The sequence below is a fragment of the Enterobacter asburiae genome, from assembly GCF_008080435.1.
GTDB classification, from domain to species: domain Bacteria; phylum Pseudomonadota; class Gammaproteobacteria; order Enterobacterales; family Enterobacteriaceae; genus Enterobacter; species Enterobacter asburiae_C.
On sequence record NZ_VRKN01000002.1, the window covers coordinates 225,162 to 239,626 of the forward strand.

The 14,465-nt window shown below is 55.1% G+C and carries 12 protein-coding genes; 9 read left to right on the forward strand and 3 right to left on the reverse strand.

The genetic code is table 11. The annotated features are described in order from the left end of the window. Window positions 1-179: 179 nt before the first annotated feature. The 9 genes from FU672_RS04185 to yejF all read left to right on the forward strand — a co-directional run bounded on the left by FU672_RS04185 (window position 180) and on the right by yejF (window position 11,773). Window positions 180-1,646, forward strand: coding sequence for a mannitol dehydrogenase family protein (locus FU672_RS04185; protein ID WP_148242286.1), 1,467 nt, complete (start codon window positions 180-182; stop codon window positions 1,644-1,646). Window positions 1,647-1,770: 124 nt separating this feature from the next. After that, on the forward strand, window positions 1,771-2,757 hold the full coding sequence (locus tag FU672_RS04190) for a CobW family GTP-binding protein (RefSeq protein WP_148242287.1): 987 nt from the start codon (window positions 1,771-1,773) through the stop codon (window positions 2,755-2,757). 33 nt (window positions 2,758-2,790) lie between these two features. Beyond that, window positions 2,791-3,504 carry a phosphatase PAP2 family protein gene (locus tag FU672_RS04195; protein WP_187360779.1) on the forward strand — a complete coding sequence of 238 codons (714 nt, stop codon included), beginning with the start codon at window positions 2,791-2,793 and terminating at the stop codon, window positions 3,502-3,504. A 415-nt stretch (window positions 3,505-3,919) separates the two neighbouring features. Further along, window positions 3,920-4,489, forward strand: a complete 570-nt coding sequence (mepS, locus tag FU672_RS04200) for a bifunctional murein DD-endopeptidase/murein LD-carboxypeptidase (protein WP_008500946.1) — start codon at window positions 3,920-3,922, stop codon at window positions 4,487-4,489. Between the two features lie 127 nt (window positions 4,490-4,616). Beyond that, window positions 4,617-6,173: a cyclic di-3',5'-guanosine monophosphate phosphodiesterase PdeN gene (gene pdeN / locus FU672_RS04205; RefSeq protein WP_148242289.1), complete on the forward strand. Its 1,557-nt coding sequence runs from the start codon at window positions 4,617-4,619 to the stop codon at window positions 6,171-6,173. A gap of 74 nt (window positions 6,174-6,247) precedes the next feature. Then, complete coding sequence (locus FU672_RS04210) at window positions 6,248-8,053, forward strand: extracellular solute-binding protein (protein ID WP_148242290.1); 1,806 nt, start codon at window positions 6,248-6,250, stop codon at window positions 8,051-8,053. Window positions 8,054-8,062: 9 nt separating this feature from the next. Then, entirely contained in the window at window positions 8,063-9,157 is a 1,095-nt protein-coding gene (locus tag FU672_RS04215; RefSeq protein ID WP_029740961.1) for a microcin C ABC transporter permease YejB, read from the forward strand. Beyond that, the gene (locus FU672_RS04220) at window positions 9,157-10,182 is read left to right on the forward strand and encodes an ABC transporter permease (RefSeq protein ID WP_148242291.1); all 1,026 of its coding nucleotides are present in this window, start codon (window positions 9,157-9,159) and stop codon (window positions 10,180-10,182) included. The genes FU672_RS04215 and FU672_RS04220 overlap by 1 nt, the downstream gene beginning before the upstream one ends. A gap of 1 nt (window position 10,183) precedes the next feature. Beyond that, complete coding sequence (yejF, locus tag FU672_RS04225; RefSeq protein WP_148242292.1) at window positions 10,184-11,773, forward strand: microcin C ABC transporter ATP-binding protein YejF; 1,590 nt, start codon at window positions 10,184-10,186, stop codon at window positions 11,771-11,773. A 3-nt stretch (window positions 11,774-11,776) separates the two neighbouring features. Here the strand turns inward: yejF and FU672_RS04230 are convergent, their stop codons facing one another. From FU672_RS04230 to rsuA, 3 genes are all read right to left on the reverse strand, one after another. Continuing rightward, window positions 11,777-12,121, reverse strand: coding sequence for a YejG family protein (locus FU672_RS04230; protein ID WP_148242293.1), 345 nt, complete (start codon window positions 12,119-12,121; stop codon window positions 11,777-11,779). Between the two features lie 279 nt (window positions 12,122-12,400). Beyond that, complete coding sequence (locus tag FU672_RS04235; protein ID WP_047647241.1) at window positions 12,401-13,597, reverse strand: Bcr/CflA family multidrug efflux MFS transporter; 1,197 nt, start codon at window positions 13,595-13,597, stop codon at window positions 12,401-12,403. A 15-nt stretch (window positions 13,598-13,612) separates the two neighbouring features. Beyond that, the gene (rsuA, locus tag FU672_RS04240; RefSeq protein WP_148242294.1) at window positions 13,613-14,320 is read right to left on the reverse strand and encodes a 16S rRNA pseudouridine(516) synthase RsuA; all 708 of its coding nucleotides are present in this window, start codon (window positions 14,318-14,320) and stop codon (window positions 13,613-13,615) included. Window positions 14,321-14,465: the final 145 nt, after the last annotated feature.

Here is a 14,465-nt window from a genome sequence, read left to right on the forward strand (position 1 = left end):
CAATATGTGTTACCGCAATGACGACTACCATACATGTTTACCGCTAAGGGTCAACATACCGCCACACATTGATTGATCAAACTCACATAACGGGGATATTTACGGCTCACCAATTTTATTTGCTGTCATATAACTTTACACTGGCATTGTTAATTAATGGTTAATCAGGTGTGTATCTCATGAAGACAATTGCCTCCACCGCCCTTCCAGCCCAGATTCAGCAACCTCGCTACGATCGCGCGCAATTACGCTCCCGCATCGTCCATTTTGGCTTTGGCGCGTTTCACCGTGCGCACCAGGCATTGTTAACAAATCGGGTGCTGAATGAAAAAGGCGGCGACTGGGGTATTTGTGAGATTAGCCTCTTCAGCGGCGACGTGCTGATGAGCCAGCTGCGCGCGCAGGATCACCTGTTCACCGTGCTGGAGAAAGGTGCTGAAGGCAATGAGGCGATTATCGTCGGTGCCGTTCATGAATGCCTGAACGCAAAGCTGGACTCCCTGCCCGCCATTATTGAGAAATTTTGCGAGCCTCAGGTCGCTATTGTGTCGCTCACCATCACGGAGAAAGGCTACTGTATTGACCCCGCCACCGGAAAACTCGATCTGCACAACGCCCGGATAATCCATGACCTTGAAAACCCCTCAGCGCCGCATTCCGCCCCCGGGATCCTGGTCGAAGCGCTTCACCGCCGCCGCGAGCGCGGCTTGCCTGCGTTTACCGTGCTTTCCTGCGACAATATCCCTGATAACGGGCACGTGGTGAAAAACGCGGTGCTGGGCATGGCGCAAAAGCGTTCCGCGGCGCTGTGTGAATGGATTGATAGCCACGTGAGCTTCCCCGGAACGATGGTCGACAGAATTGTTCCCGCCGCGACGGAAGCCTCACTGGCAGAAATCACCGACGCGCTCGGCGTTGAAGATCCCTGCGCCATCAGCTGTGAACCGTTTATTCAGTGGGTGGTGGAAGATAATTTTGTTGCCGGCCGTCCGGAGTGGGAAGTCGCGGGTGTCCAGATGGTGCAGGATGTTCTGCCCTGGGAGCAGATGAAATTGCGCATGCTCAACGGCAGCCACTCTTTCCTGGCATATCTGGGGTATCTCGCGGGCTATGCCCATATTAATGAATGCATGGAGGACGCTGCGTTCCGTGAAGCTGCCCGTCGGCTCATGCTTGACGAGCAGGCGCCCACATTACGCATTAAGGATGTCGACCTCACCGCCTACGCCGATAGCCTGCTGGAGCGCTTTGCCAACCCGGCCCTCCAGCATCGGACCTGGCAAATCGCAATGGACGGTAGCCAGAAGCTTCCACAAAGAATGCTGGACGGGATCCGCGTTCATCTTGAGCGAAAAACACCGTGGTCGCTGCTGGCCCTGGGCGTGGCCGGCTGGATCCGCTATGTCAGCGGTACTGACGACCGTGGCAACGCGATTGATGTTCGCGATCCCCTCAGCGATAAAATTCGCACGATTGTCAATGCCAGCAGCGACGCCGACCGCGTTAACGCCCTGCTGGGGCTGAGCGAGGTCTTTGGTCACGATCTCGCGCAAAACAGCGTGTTTGTGGAGGCTGTCAGCCAGGCTTATCAGCGCATCACCCGCCACGGCGCACGTCAGGCTGTTATCGAAACGTTAAATATTTAACGATTATTGCGCTTAACGCGAACGGATGAGATCTCCGTTCGCCCTTCCCCTTCTCACAGGGCACGTTTTTCGCCAGGATAGAGAGAATAGTGTTATAGCATCACAATTCTCATCTGGAGTGCACGTGACCAAAACCAACCTCATCACCGGTTTTCTCGGCAGCGGTAAAACCACCTCTATTCTCCACCTGCTGGCAAATAAAGATCCGGCCGAGAAATGGGCCGTGCTGGTCAATGAATTTGGCGAGGTGGGCATTGACGGCGCGTTGCTGTCATCCAGCGGCGCGATGATTAAAGAGATCCCCGGTGGGTGCATGTGCTGCGTAAATGGCCTGCCGATGCAGGTGGGGCTCAATACCCTGCTCCGTCAGGGCAAACCCGACCGCCTGCTGATTGAACCCACCGGGCTGGGTCACCCGAAGCAGATCCTCGATTTACTGACCGCCCCGGTTTACGAGCCGTGGATCGATCTACGCGCCACCCTGTGCCTGCTCGATCCGCGTCAGCTTCTGGATGACAAGGCGGTGGCCAATGAGAACTTCCGCGATCAGCTCGCCTCGGCTGACGTTATTGTCGCGAATAAAGCAGATCGCGCCACGGCTGAAAGCCAGGCCGCGCTGGATGCGTGGTGGCAACATTTCGGCGGCAATCGCACACGGGTGCAGACCACCCAGGGGAATATTGATAGCGCCCTGCTTGATCTTCCTCGTCTGAACCTGGCTGAACTTCCGGCCAGTGCGGAACATGCTCATCGCCATCCGGTGAAACAGGGTTTAGCTGCCCTCAGCCTGCCAGAACACCAGCGCTGGCGTCGTAATCTGAACAGCGGTCAGGGATATCAGGCCTGCGGTTGGATTTTTGATGCTGAAACCGTTTTCGACACCATCGGGATCCTGGAGTGGGCCCGGCTGGCTCCCGTCGATCGCGTGAAAGGGATCATGCGCACGCCAGACGGGCTGGTGCGGATCAACCGTCAGGGCGACGATTTCTTTATTGAAACGCAAAATGTGGCGCCGCCTGACAGCCGTATAGAGTTAATTAGTGCGGTTAACGCCGACTGGAATGCCCTCCAGGCCAGCCTGTTGAGGATTCGTTTAAGTTCGGGCGGCTAACGTTGCCCCAGTTTTCACTCTATGCAGAACGTTATGACAACTCGTTTTCCCCTGATATTACTGCTTAATGTCGCCGGTCTGGCGCTTTTCTTCTCCTGGTATATCCCGGCGGATCATGGTTTCTGGTTCCCGCTGGATTCTGCCATTTTTCACTTCTTCAACCAGGAACTGGTGAAGAGCAACGCGTTCCTGTGGCTGGTGGCAATTACCAACAACCGCGCCTTCGACGGCTTCTCGCTGCTGGCCATGGGCTGCCTGATGCTCTCTTTCTGGCTGAAAGAGGATAAAGCCGGGCGTCGGCGTATTCTCATTATCGGTCTGGTGATGCTGCTGTTTGCCGTCGTCATTAACCAGCTGGCAACCGCGATTATTCCGGTTAAGCGTTCAAGCCCAACGCTATTCTTCACCGATATTTATCGCGTCAGTGAACTGCTGCATATTCCAACAAAAGATGCGTCGAAGGACAGTTTCCCCGGCGATCACGGCATGATGCTGCTTATTTTTTCCGCAATTATGCTTCGCTATTTCGGCAGAAAAGCCTTTGCCATAGCCCTGATTATTTTTGTGGTTTTTGCCTTCCCGCGCGTAATGATTGGCGCTCACTGGTTCACCGATATTGCCGTCGGTTCGCTCTCCGTAGCGCTGATTGCGCTGCCGTGGTGTTTGATAACCCCGCTGAGCGACAGGATAATAGCGCTGTTCGATCGCTATCTTCCCGGTAAACCGCAACAACAATTAAACAAATAACTAACCTAAATTAACGTGGTCTATCAGGGATCGACATGATCCCTGATAGCGTTCTCGCCGCGATCTTTCCCGATTGTCATATTCTCGTCATCATATTCATGATAAAAATGAAGCAATTGCATACTGGCGCAGCGGATCCGTCGCTATTTTGAGCAATTCTATGTTTTTACTTTCTGTATCACATTTTCTTATAAAAAAAAGGCTTTTTTTACTCGCAATACCCCTGGCAATCGGTTAATCTCGAACTCGTTTTGCCCCATAGAGATAATTATTTCCTTGGTGAATAATTTTGTGCGCTGTGCCACAAATGTGACCAGAAAGAATTGTCTCAATGTGAACAGATAATTAGTCTCGTCACGTTTGGCATTTTTATAACGATATTTGTCGTTAAGGACTTCAAGGGATAATAAACAAAATGGTCAAATCTCAACCGTTTCTGAGATATATCTTACGGGGGATCCCGGCGATAGCAGTCGCGGTACTGTTGTCTGCATGTAGTACATCGAACACCGCAAAGAATATGCATCCTGAGACGCGTGTTGTGGGAATGGAAGATTCCTCGTCACTGCAAGCCTCTCAGGATGAATTTGAAAATATGGTACGTAATCTGGACGTGAAGTCCCGTATTATGGACCAGTATGCTGACTGGAAAGGCGTGCGCTATCGTCTTGGCGGCAGCACAAAAACAGGTATTGATTGTTCCGGTTTTGTACAGCGTACGTTCCGTGAGCAATTTGGGTTAGATCTTCCGCGTTCGACCTATGAACAGCAGGAGATGGGCAAGTCGATTTCACGTACCAAACTGCGCACCGGTGATTTAGTCCTGTTCCGTGCCGGTTCAACAGGTCGACATGTTGGCATCTACATTGGTAATGACCAGTTTGTACATGCCTCCACCAGCAGCGGTGTGACCATTTCCAGCATGAATGAACCATACTGGAAGAAGCGCTACAACGAAGCACGCCGCGTATTGACCCGCAGTTAATATGACAATTGTATCGTTGGTTATCCCTTGGCTGACGATATGATGAAAAAAAGCACTGCTCAGGCAGTGTTTTTTTTTGCCCGTTACACTGAATACATCCAGCGGCATTTCAGGAATCACGACGTCTATGTTCACCCGCTACTTCTCCAGCAATCGCAAGATATTGATCCTCAGCATCATCACAGGCCTGATCGCCGCCCTGCTCCTGGGTTCGTTGCAATTTTTCTGGAGCTACCACAAGCGGGAAGTCAAATTTGACACCCTGATCCACGATGTGAGCATCTATATGGAGAGCTATTTCGATGAGTTAAAAAACGCTGTCGACACCCTCCAGCCGCTCACGTTAAACAACTGCCACGACGTCAATCAGGAGCTCACCTCGCGCGCGGCCTTTAGCATTAACGTTCGCGCATTCCTGCTGGTCAGAGACAAAATGGCGTTCTGTTCTTCTGCCACAGGCCCGATGAATTTCCCGATGGAGGAGCTGATACCCGAGCTGCACATCGATAAGCAGATCGATATGGCGTTGCTTCCCGGCACCCCGATGTTGCCCAATAAGCCTGCGATTGCCATCTGGTACCGTAACCCCTTAGTGAAGGACGGTGGCGTGTTCACCTCGGTGAATCTCAATCTGACGCCTTACCTGCTCTACACCGCGCGCCAGGACGAATTCACGGGTATAGCCATCATCATTGGCGATAATGCACTGTCAACGCGGTCCAGCACGCTGGTCAACGCGCATGATCTACATGAAATCCCGGTCCGTATCGCGACGCTGAAAGACGTCCCCCTGACCATAAACCTGTATGCGGACGCATGGACCAGCGATGAAATTCTCTACGCCCTGTTCTTCGGGCTGGTATGCGGCATTTGTGCCGGATCGCTCAACTACTATATTCTCAGCATTCGGCTCAATCCGGGTAAAGAGATTTTAAGCGCCATTAAGCGCGGCCAGTTTTACGTGGTTTATCAGCCCGTCGTTGATGCAAAATCGCTCAAAATGACCGGGCTTGAAGTGCTGATGCGCTGGAAACACCCGACAATGGGGGAAATTCCGCCGGACGCGTTTATCAACTTTGCCGAAGCGCAGAAGCTGATTGTCCCGCTGACGCTGCATCTCTTTGACCTTATCATTCACGATGCCCCCGTGTTACAAACCCTGTTACCCCCGGGAGCAAAGGTGGGTATTAACATTGCGCCGGGGCATCTGCATGCGGAAAGCTTCAAAGACGATATGCGCACCTTCAAAGCGTTACTGCCGCCGGATTACTTCCAGATCGTGCTGGAAATTACCGAACGCGACATGCTGAATCATCGGGAAGCTAATAGTCTCTTCGAATGGCTGCATAACGAAGGGTTTGAAATAGCCATTGATGATTTTGGCACCGGCCACAGCGCGCTGATTTATCTTGAACATTTCACCATGGACTACCTCAAAATCGACCGAGGTTTTGTCAATGCGATAGGTACTGAGACCGTGACGTCGCCGGTGCTGGATGCCGTCCTGACGCTGGCAAGACGATTGAGTATGTTGACCGTCGCCGAAGGGGTGGAAACGCCGGAACAGGCCGCCTGGCTACGCGAACACGGCGTTAATTTCCTGCAGGGATACTGGATTAGCCGCCCGATGCCGCTGGCGCAGTTCCGCGAATGGCGGCCTGATATTTCGCCCGAGGATGATTGATTTCACATTGCCCGTGACGTCACTTATTATTCAGCTGAACCGAGCCGGTCTGTAAAAAAGGGAGCCGCCGCGAGATGCTTATGCGCTTCATGTTGCTGATGTTGGCATTAACGAGCCTGTCCAGCCAGGCGCAAGCCATCAAAGAAAATATCGCCTTCGCGGTGATTGGCGAGCCGAAATATGCGGTCAATTTTACGCACTTCGATTACGTTAACCCTGCCGCGCCGAAGGGCGGAAAGGTCACACTTTCCGCCACAGGGACATTCGATAACTTCAACCGCTTCGCCCTGCGCGGCGTGGCGGCCGCGCGGACGGAATCACTTTACGATACGCTCTTTGTCACGTCTGATGATGAACCCGGCAGCTACTATCCGCTGATTGCCGATAACGTGCGTTACGCCGATAACTTCGCCTGGGCGGAAATCTCGCTGAACCCACGGGCACGTTTTCATGACGGTACGCCGGTTAAGGCCAGCGATGTCGCGTTCACCTTCCATAAATTCATGACCGAAGGCGTCCCCCAGTTCCGCATCGTGTATAAAGGCGCATCCGTCAGAGCCATTGCGCCGCTCACCGTGCGCATCGAGCTGAGCGAACCGAACAAAGAGAATATGCTCAGCCTGTTCTCGCTGCCGGTTATGCCGGAATCGTTCTGGAAGAATCATAAGCTAAGCGACCCGCTCTCGACGCCACCGCTGGCAGGCGGCCCATACCGCATTACCGACTGGCGCATGGGGCAGTATGTGGTCTATTCCCGCGTCAAAGACTACTGGGCGGCTAACCTGCCGGTAAACCGCGGGCGCTGGAATTTCGACACCCTTCGCTATGATTACTACCTCGACGATAACGTGGCGTTTGAAGCGTTCAAAGCCGGCGCCTTCGATTTACGCGTAGAGAGCAGCGCCAAAAACTGGGCGACCCGCTATATCGGTAAAAATTTCGCAAAAGGCTATATCGTCAAAGACGAGCACAAAAATGAGTCTGCCCAGGACACCCGCTGGCTGGCGTTTAATATTCAGCGTCCGGTATTTAATGACCGCCGGGTGCGGGAAGCAATATCTCTGGCCTTTGATTTTGAATGGATGAACAAAGCGCTGTTTTACGAGGCTTACAGCCGCGCCAACAGCTATTTTCAGAATACCGAGTACGCCGCGCGTGATTATCCGAAAGCCGACGAGCTGGTTCTGCTCGCGCCGCTAAAAGCGGAGCTTCCGCTGCAAGTGTTCACCACCGTGTTTCAGCCGCCCGCGTCGAACGGTGACGGTTACGACCGCGACAACCTGCTCAAAGCCAGCAAACTGCTGGATGACGCGGGCTGGCACCTGAAAAATCAAAAGCGTGTGGATGCCAAAACGGGTAAACCTCTCAGCTTTGAGCTGCTGCTCTCGTCCGGGGGCAACGATCAGTGGGTACTGCCGTTTAAGCATAACCTTGAGCGGCTGGGCGTGACCATGAACATTCGCCAGGTCGATAACGCGCAGATCACCAGCCGCATGCGCAGCCGTGATTACGACATGATGCAGCGCCTGTGGCCCGCGCAGCCGTGGCCGAGCTCCGACCTGCAAATCTCCTGGGCTTCCAGCTACATTGACTCCTCGTACAATGCGCCAGGGGTAAAAAGCCCGGCAATTGACGTGCTGATTGCGAAAATAGTGGCGGCGCAGGGGGATAAAGAAAAGCTCCTGCCGCTCGGGCGCGCCCTCGACAGGGTCTTAACCTGGAACTACTACATGCTGCCGATGTGGTATATGGGCGAAGATCGCCTTGCGCGCTGGGACAAGTTCTCCGTGCCTGCCGTGCGCCCTGTCTATTCCCTGGGCTTTGATACCTGGTGGTATGACGTTAACAAAGCCGCCAGACTTCCCGCTGAGCGGCGATAAGGAATCATCATGGGCGCCTATCTTATCCGTCGTCTTCTGCTGGTCATCCCCACCCTGTGGGCCATCATCACGATTAACTTTTTTATCGTGCAAATCGCCCCCGGGGGGCCGGTCGATCAGGCGATTGCCGCCATTGAATTTGGCAACAGCGGCGGCATGCCCGGCGGCGGCGGTGAAGGGATGGGCGCGAGCCATGCGCGAACCGGCGTAGGGAATATCAGCGAAAGCCATTATCGCGGCGGGCGCGGGCTGGATCCGGAAGTGATCGCCGAGATCACCCACCGCTACGGCTTTGACAAACCGATTCACGAGCGCTATTTCAAAATGCTCTGGGATTACATCCGCTTTGATTTTGGCGACAGCCTGTTTCGCAGTGCCTCAGTGTTAACCTTGATCAAGCAAAGCCTGCCGGTTTCGATAACGCTGGGGCTGTGGGGAACGCTGATTATCTATCTGGTCTCTATACCGCTCGGGATCCGCAAAGCGGTGTATAACGGCAGCCGCTTCGATATCTGGAGCAGCACGTTCATCATCATCGGCTATGCCATCCCGGCGTTTCTGTTTGCCGTCCTGCTGATTGTCTTTTTTGCCGGGGGAAGTTATTTCGACCTCTTCCCGCTGCGAGGACTGGTCTCCGCCGATTTCAGTTCCCTGCCGTGGTATCAGAAAATCACTGACTATCTCTGGCATATCACGCTGCCGGTGCTGGCCACGGTCATTGGCGGGTTTGCGGCCCTGACCATGTTGACCAAAAACGCCTTTCTCGATGAAATTCGTAAACAGTACGTCGTTACTGCCCGCGCCAAGGGCGTGAGCGAGAAGCAGATCATGTGGAAACACGTGTTCCGCAACGCCATGCTGCTGGTGATCGCGGGGTTTCCGGCCACGTTCATCGGCATGTTTTTTACCGGCTCGCTGCTGATAGAAGTGATGTTCTCGCTCAACGGTCTGGGGCTGCTGGGCTATGAGGCTACCGTGTCGCGCGATTATCCGGTGATGTTTGGCACACTCTATATTTTCACCCTGATTGGCCTGCTGCTGAATATCATCAGTGATATCAGCTATACGCTGGTCGATCCCCGAATCGATTTTGAGGGCCGCTGATGCCGCATTTAAGCCCCGTCAACCAGGCCCGCTGGGCCCGTTTTCGCCACAATCGCCGCGGCTACTGGTCGCTGTGGATTTTTGCCGTGCTGTTTGCCTTAAGCATGTGTTCGGAGCTGATCGCCAACGACAAACCGCTGCTGGTGCATTTTAACGACCGCTGGTACGTGCCGGTTATCGCCAATTACAGCGAAAGCGACTTTGGCGGCCCGTTTGCGACACCGGCGGAATATCAGGATCCGTGGCTTCGCCAGCAGATTGAGCAGCACGGCTGGGCGCTCTGGGCACCGGTACGCTTTGGCGCAAACAGCATTAACTTTGCCACCACGACCCCCTTCCCTTCCCCGCCCTCCGCGCAAAACTGGCTGGGAACGGATGCTAACGGCGGCGACGTGCTGGCGCGCATCCTTTATGGCACGCGAATTTCTCTTCTCTTTGGGCTGATGCTGACGATCTTCTCAAGCGTAATGGGCGTCGTGGCGGGTGCCGTTCAGGGTTACTACGGCGGGAAAATTGACCTGTGGGGCCAGCGGGTTATTGAAGTCTGGTCAGGCATGCCAACGCTGTTTCTGATCATCCTGCTTTCCAGCGTGGTGCAGCCTGGCTTCTGGTGGCTGTTAGGCATCACCGTCCTGTTCGGCTGGATGGCGCTGGTGGGCGTGGTGCGGGCGGAGTTCCTGCGCACCCGCAATTTCGACTATATTCGCGCCGCGCAGGCGCTTGGCGTGAGCGACCGCGGGATCATCTTCCGCCATATGCTGCCCAACGCGGTAGTGGCAACGCTCACCTTCCTGCCGTTTATTCTGTGTAGCTCCATCACCACCCTCACCTCACTGGATTTTCTCGGTTTCGGGCTACCGCTGGGTTCCCCGTCGCTCGGCGAACTGCTGCTGCAGGGCAAAAACAACCTGCAGGCGCCGTGGTTAGGCATCGCCGCCTTTCTTTCCGTGGCCGTGCTGCTTTCGCTGCTGATTTTTATTGGCGAAGCCGTGCGCGATGCCTTCGATCCGAACAAGGCGGTATAAAATGACCCAGCCCCTTCTCAGTATTGATAACCTGTCGATTGCTTTTTCAACGCAGGGCGAGACGCGTACCGTGGTCACCGACCTGTCGCTGCAGATCCAGCCTGGGGAAACGCTGGCCCTGGTGGGTGAGTCGGGGTCAGGCAAGAGCGTTTCGGCACTCTCGATCCTGCGGCTGCTGCCTTCTCCACCGGTGAGCTACCCGCAAGGGGATATTTTGTTTCACGGCAGTTCGCTGCTGCATGCCGACGAACATACCCTGCGCGGCATTCGCGGCAACAAAATCGCCATGATCTTCCAGGAGCCCATGGTTTCCCTCAACCCGCTGCACAGTCTGGAAAAACAGCTCTATGAAGTGCTCTCCCTGCACCGGGGGATGCGCAAAGAGGCGGCGCGGGGAGAAATTCTGGATTGTCTTGAACGGACAGGCATACGCAATGCGGCCAAACGGCTGAATGATTTTCCGCACCAGCTCTCCGGCGGCGAACGCCAGCGCGTGATGATTGCCATGGCCCTGCTCACGCGCCCCGAACTGTTGATTGCCGACGAACCTACAACGGCGCTGGACGTGACGGTACAGGCACAAATATTGACGCTGCTGCGGGAACTGCGTGACGAGCTGAACATGAGCCTGCTGTTTATCACGCATAACCTGAGCATTGTGAGAAAGCTGGCCGACAGCGTCGCGGTGATGCAAAACGGACGGTGTGTTGAACAGAATACCGCGTCCACGCTGCTGAGCGCGCCGCAGCACCCCTATACGCAGCGTTTGCTCGACAGCGAACCCTCCGGCGACCCGGTTCCCCTCACGGCTGACAGCACACCACTGCTGCGCGTTGAGGATCTGTCCGTCTCGTTCCCGATCCGCAAAGGTATTCTGCGACGCATTGTCGATCAGAATCCCGTGCTGAAAAACATCCGCTTCTCGCTGCGCCCGGGAGAATCCCTGGGGCTGGTGGGCGAATCCGGTTCGGGTAAAAGCACTACCGGTCTGGCGCTGCTGCGCTTAATTGCCTCGCAGGGCGAGATCCTCTTTGACAATATGCCGCTGCACCGCTGGAACCGTCGTCAGATGCTGCCCGTGCGGCCCCGCATGCAGGTGGTGTTTCAGGATCCCAACTCCTCGCTTAACCCACGGCTCAGCGTGCTACAGATTATCGAAGAGGGTCTGCGCGTGCATCAGCCCGGCCTGAGCGCTCAGCAACGCGAGCAGGAGGTCATACGGGTGATGGCCGAAGTGGGCTTAGATGCCGGGACGCGTCACCGCTATCCGGCTGAATTCTCCGGCGGGCAGCGCCAGCGTATCGCGATTGCCCGCGCGCTGATCCTGAAACCGGAGCTGATTATTCTGGATGAACCGACGTCGTCGCTGGACAGAACCGTTCAGGCGCAGATCCTGGCGCTACTGAAAGGGCTTCAGGAAAAGCACCGGCTGGCCTATATCTTTATCAGCCATGATCTACAGGTGGTGCGGGCGTTATGCCATCAGGTGATTGTGTTGCGACAGGGAGAAGTGGTCGAGCAAGGTGAGTGCCAGCGCGTATTTAGCGCGCCAACGCAGCGCTACACGCGCCAGCTGTTGTCGGCAGACTAGCGGTCAGAACGGGTACTGGCCGGAGAAAGGCTCAGCAATGGCAACGCCAAAATTCTTCAGACGGCAGGTGGCGGCAAATTCGTCCTGGCTTTTCACAAACAGGCACGGCTCACCTTCGCACTCCAGCACGGAGCTGTCCAATTCGATATCCGTCAGGGCCTGACTGAGACGCTCCATCACCCGCCATGCATTTTCGTCGCTTGGGCTCAACAGCTTGAGTGCTACCAGGCAGTTTTCACAGCCCGCGACGTTTTGCGGAATCGGTTCAACTTTCGAACCTGCAAAACCCGCAGACCAGCGATAGCTCTGAGGCAAGCGATGGACAATGGAGAGTTGTAATGTATTCACGTTCGTTCCCCGGAAGCAAAATTTACTTCACAATTTATTTACATTTATAGTAACACATGATTGCGAACCTGCATTAATTAGCGGTTTTTATAGGCGTTACAGGCTCGCGTGGGCGCTATATGTACCCGTTTCTGCGATCTAACTCAACCTTTTTAAATACAATGATGTGACTTTTTACATAAATAGATTTTACATAAAATAAACAAACACGGCATAAACGAACGGGGGTTTGGTTGATATGCATCAACAAAAAAGGCCCTGCCGGGCCTTCTCTGTGTTCTAGTGGGCCGCTTTTCGCGGTCGACTGGCGTAAAGATAGAAGAGTATGGAGCTGGTTGCGCAAAAAGCCATCGCCCACAGCATGGGCCATGCCGTCATAAAGGTGGCCATCGAAAGCAACGCTCCAACAATAGCGCCGATGCCGAAGCGGAACGTCCCCGCCAGGGAAGATGCGGTGCCCGCCATATGCGGAAACTCATCCAGGATCACCGCCATCGCATTAGATGACACCATCGACACGCAGCCGACGAAGGCCGCCACGCCGACCACCAGCGCCCAGAAGCCCACGCCCAGAAACGCGCTCACCACCAGCCAGATAGCCATCACAAACTGGATCCACAGCCCGGCGCGGAACATGTTCAGCGCCCCCACCCGCCGGACAAAACGGCTATTGATGATGGTCATGATAAACAGGAAGACGATGTTAAGCGCAAAGTAATAGCCGAAGTGCTGCGGCGAAACGTGGTTCAGTTCGATGTAGACAAACGGTCCGGCGCTCAGGAAGGAGAACATCCCGGCGAAGCTGAACCCACTTGCCAGCATATAGCTCAGCACGCGCTTGTGGCGAAACAGCGAGGCAAAGTTGCCTATTGTGGTTCGGATGTGGAATTTCTGGCGACGCTCTACGGGAAGCGTCTCATCAATAAAGAAGAAGATCATCGCGGAGGCCAGCAGCGCGGCCAGGGCCAGGATCCAGAAAATCACATGCCAGCTAAACCACACCAGCACCGCACCACCGGCCATAGGGGCCACCAGCGGCGCAATCGTCGTCACCAGCATCACGAACGACATCATGCGGGAGAACTCTTCCTTCGGGTAGATATCGCGCATCAGGGCGTTAATCACCACGCTTGCCGCTGCTGCCGCCAGACCGTGGAAGAAGCGCATGACAATCAGATGATCGATGGTCTGCGCCAGCGCACAGGCCACCGCTGCGGCCGCAAAGACCAGCGTCCCGCCCAGAATGACAGGCTTGCGTCCAAGGCTGTCCGCCATTGGGCCATAAAACAGCTGGCCGAGGGCAAAACCGAGAATATAGGTGCTGAGCGTCATCTGCGCACTGCCTGCTGGTACGCCAAACTGCGCAGAAATCACCGGCAGCGCAGGCAGGTACATATCAATAGACAGCGGCATCAGCATGGCCAGCAAGCCAAGAATGAAGACGATTTTGAACGACGAGTGTGGCCTGGTGGTCACAGAGCTCTCCTGAAATTAGTGCGAAGGCAGACCGACGCTGGCGATCTCTTCTTCCGTTAACGGGCGATATTCGCCAGGCGCCAGGTCGGGATCGAGTTCAATCTCACCAATCCGCTCACGATGCAGGCCGACAACGTGGTTCCCCACCGCGGCAAACATACGTTTCACCTGATGGTAGCGCCCTTCGCTGATGGTCAGACGGACTTCGGTCGGCGTGATCACCTCAAGCACGGCGGGTTTGGTCAGATCTTTTTCATTATGCAGCTGAACGCCTTTCGTGAATTGCTCCGCCGTGTCATCCGACACCGGAGACTCCAGCGTGACCAGATAGGTTTTCTCGCAGTGGTGACGCGGGGAAGTAATGCGATGCGACCACTGCCCGTCGTCGGTCATCAGCACCAGACCCGTGGTGTCGATGTCGAGGCGGCCTGCGGCGTGCAGCTTGTGCGCCACCGGTTCGTCGAGGAAATAGAGCACCGTCGGGTGATCCGGATCGTCCGTTGAGCAGACGTAGCCTTCCGGCTTATTGAGCATGAAGTAGCGCGGACCGTGCTGCTGGGTCAGCGGATTGCCGTCATACTTCACCTGATGCTCAGGCTGAAGTTTGAAAGCCGTGTCTTTTACAATGTCGCCATCCACGGTAACGCGGCTGGCGCGAATTTCGCGCCCGGCAATAGCGCGGCTAACGCCGAGTTGCTGAGCGATAAACTTATCAAGTCGCATGAAATCTTTTTAGCCTTAATGGTGCTAGAAGTCGGAAACAGGTCCGAAAAAAGAAGCAGTCTGGAACGGTTCAGTATAATGGTCTGGTTGCGCCACTCAAGGGAAAAAGTTTCGTGGCATACTATGTGCGGAATAACGAAACCGA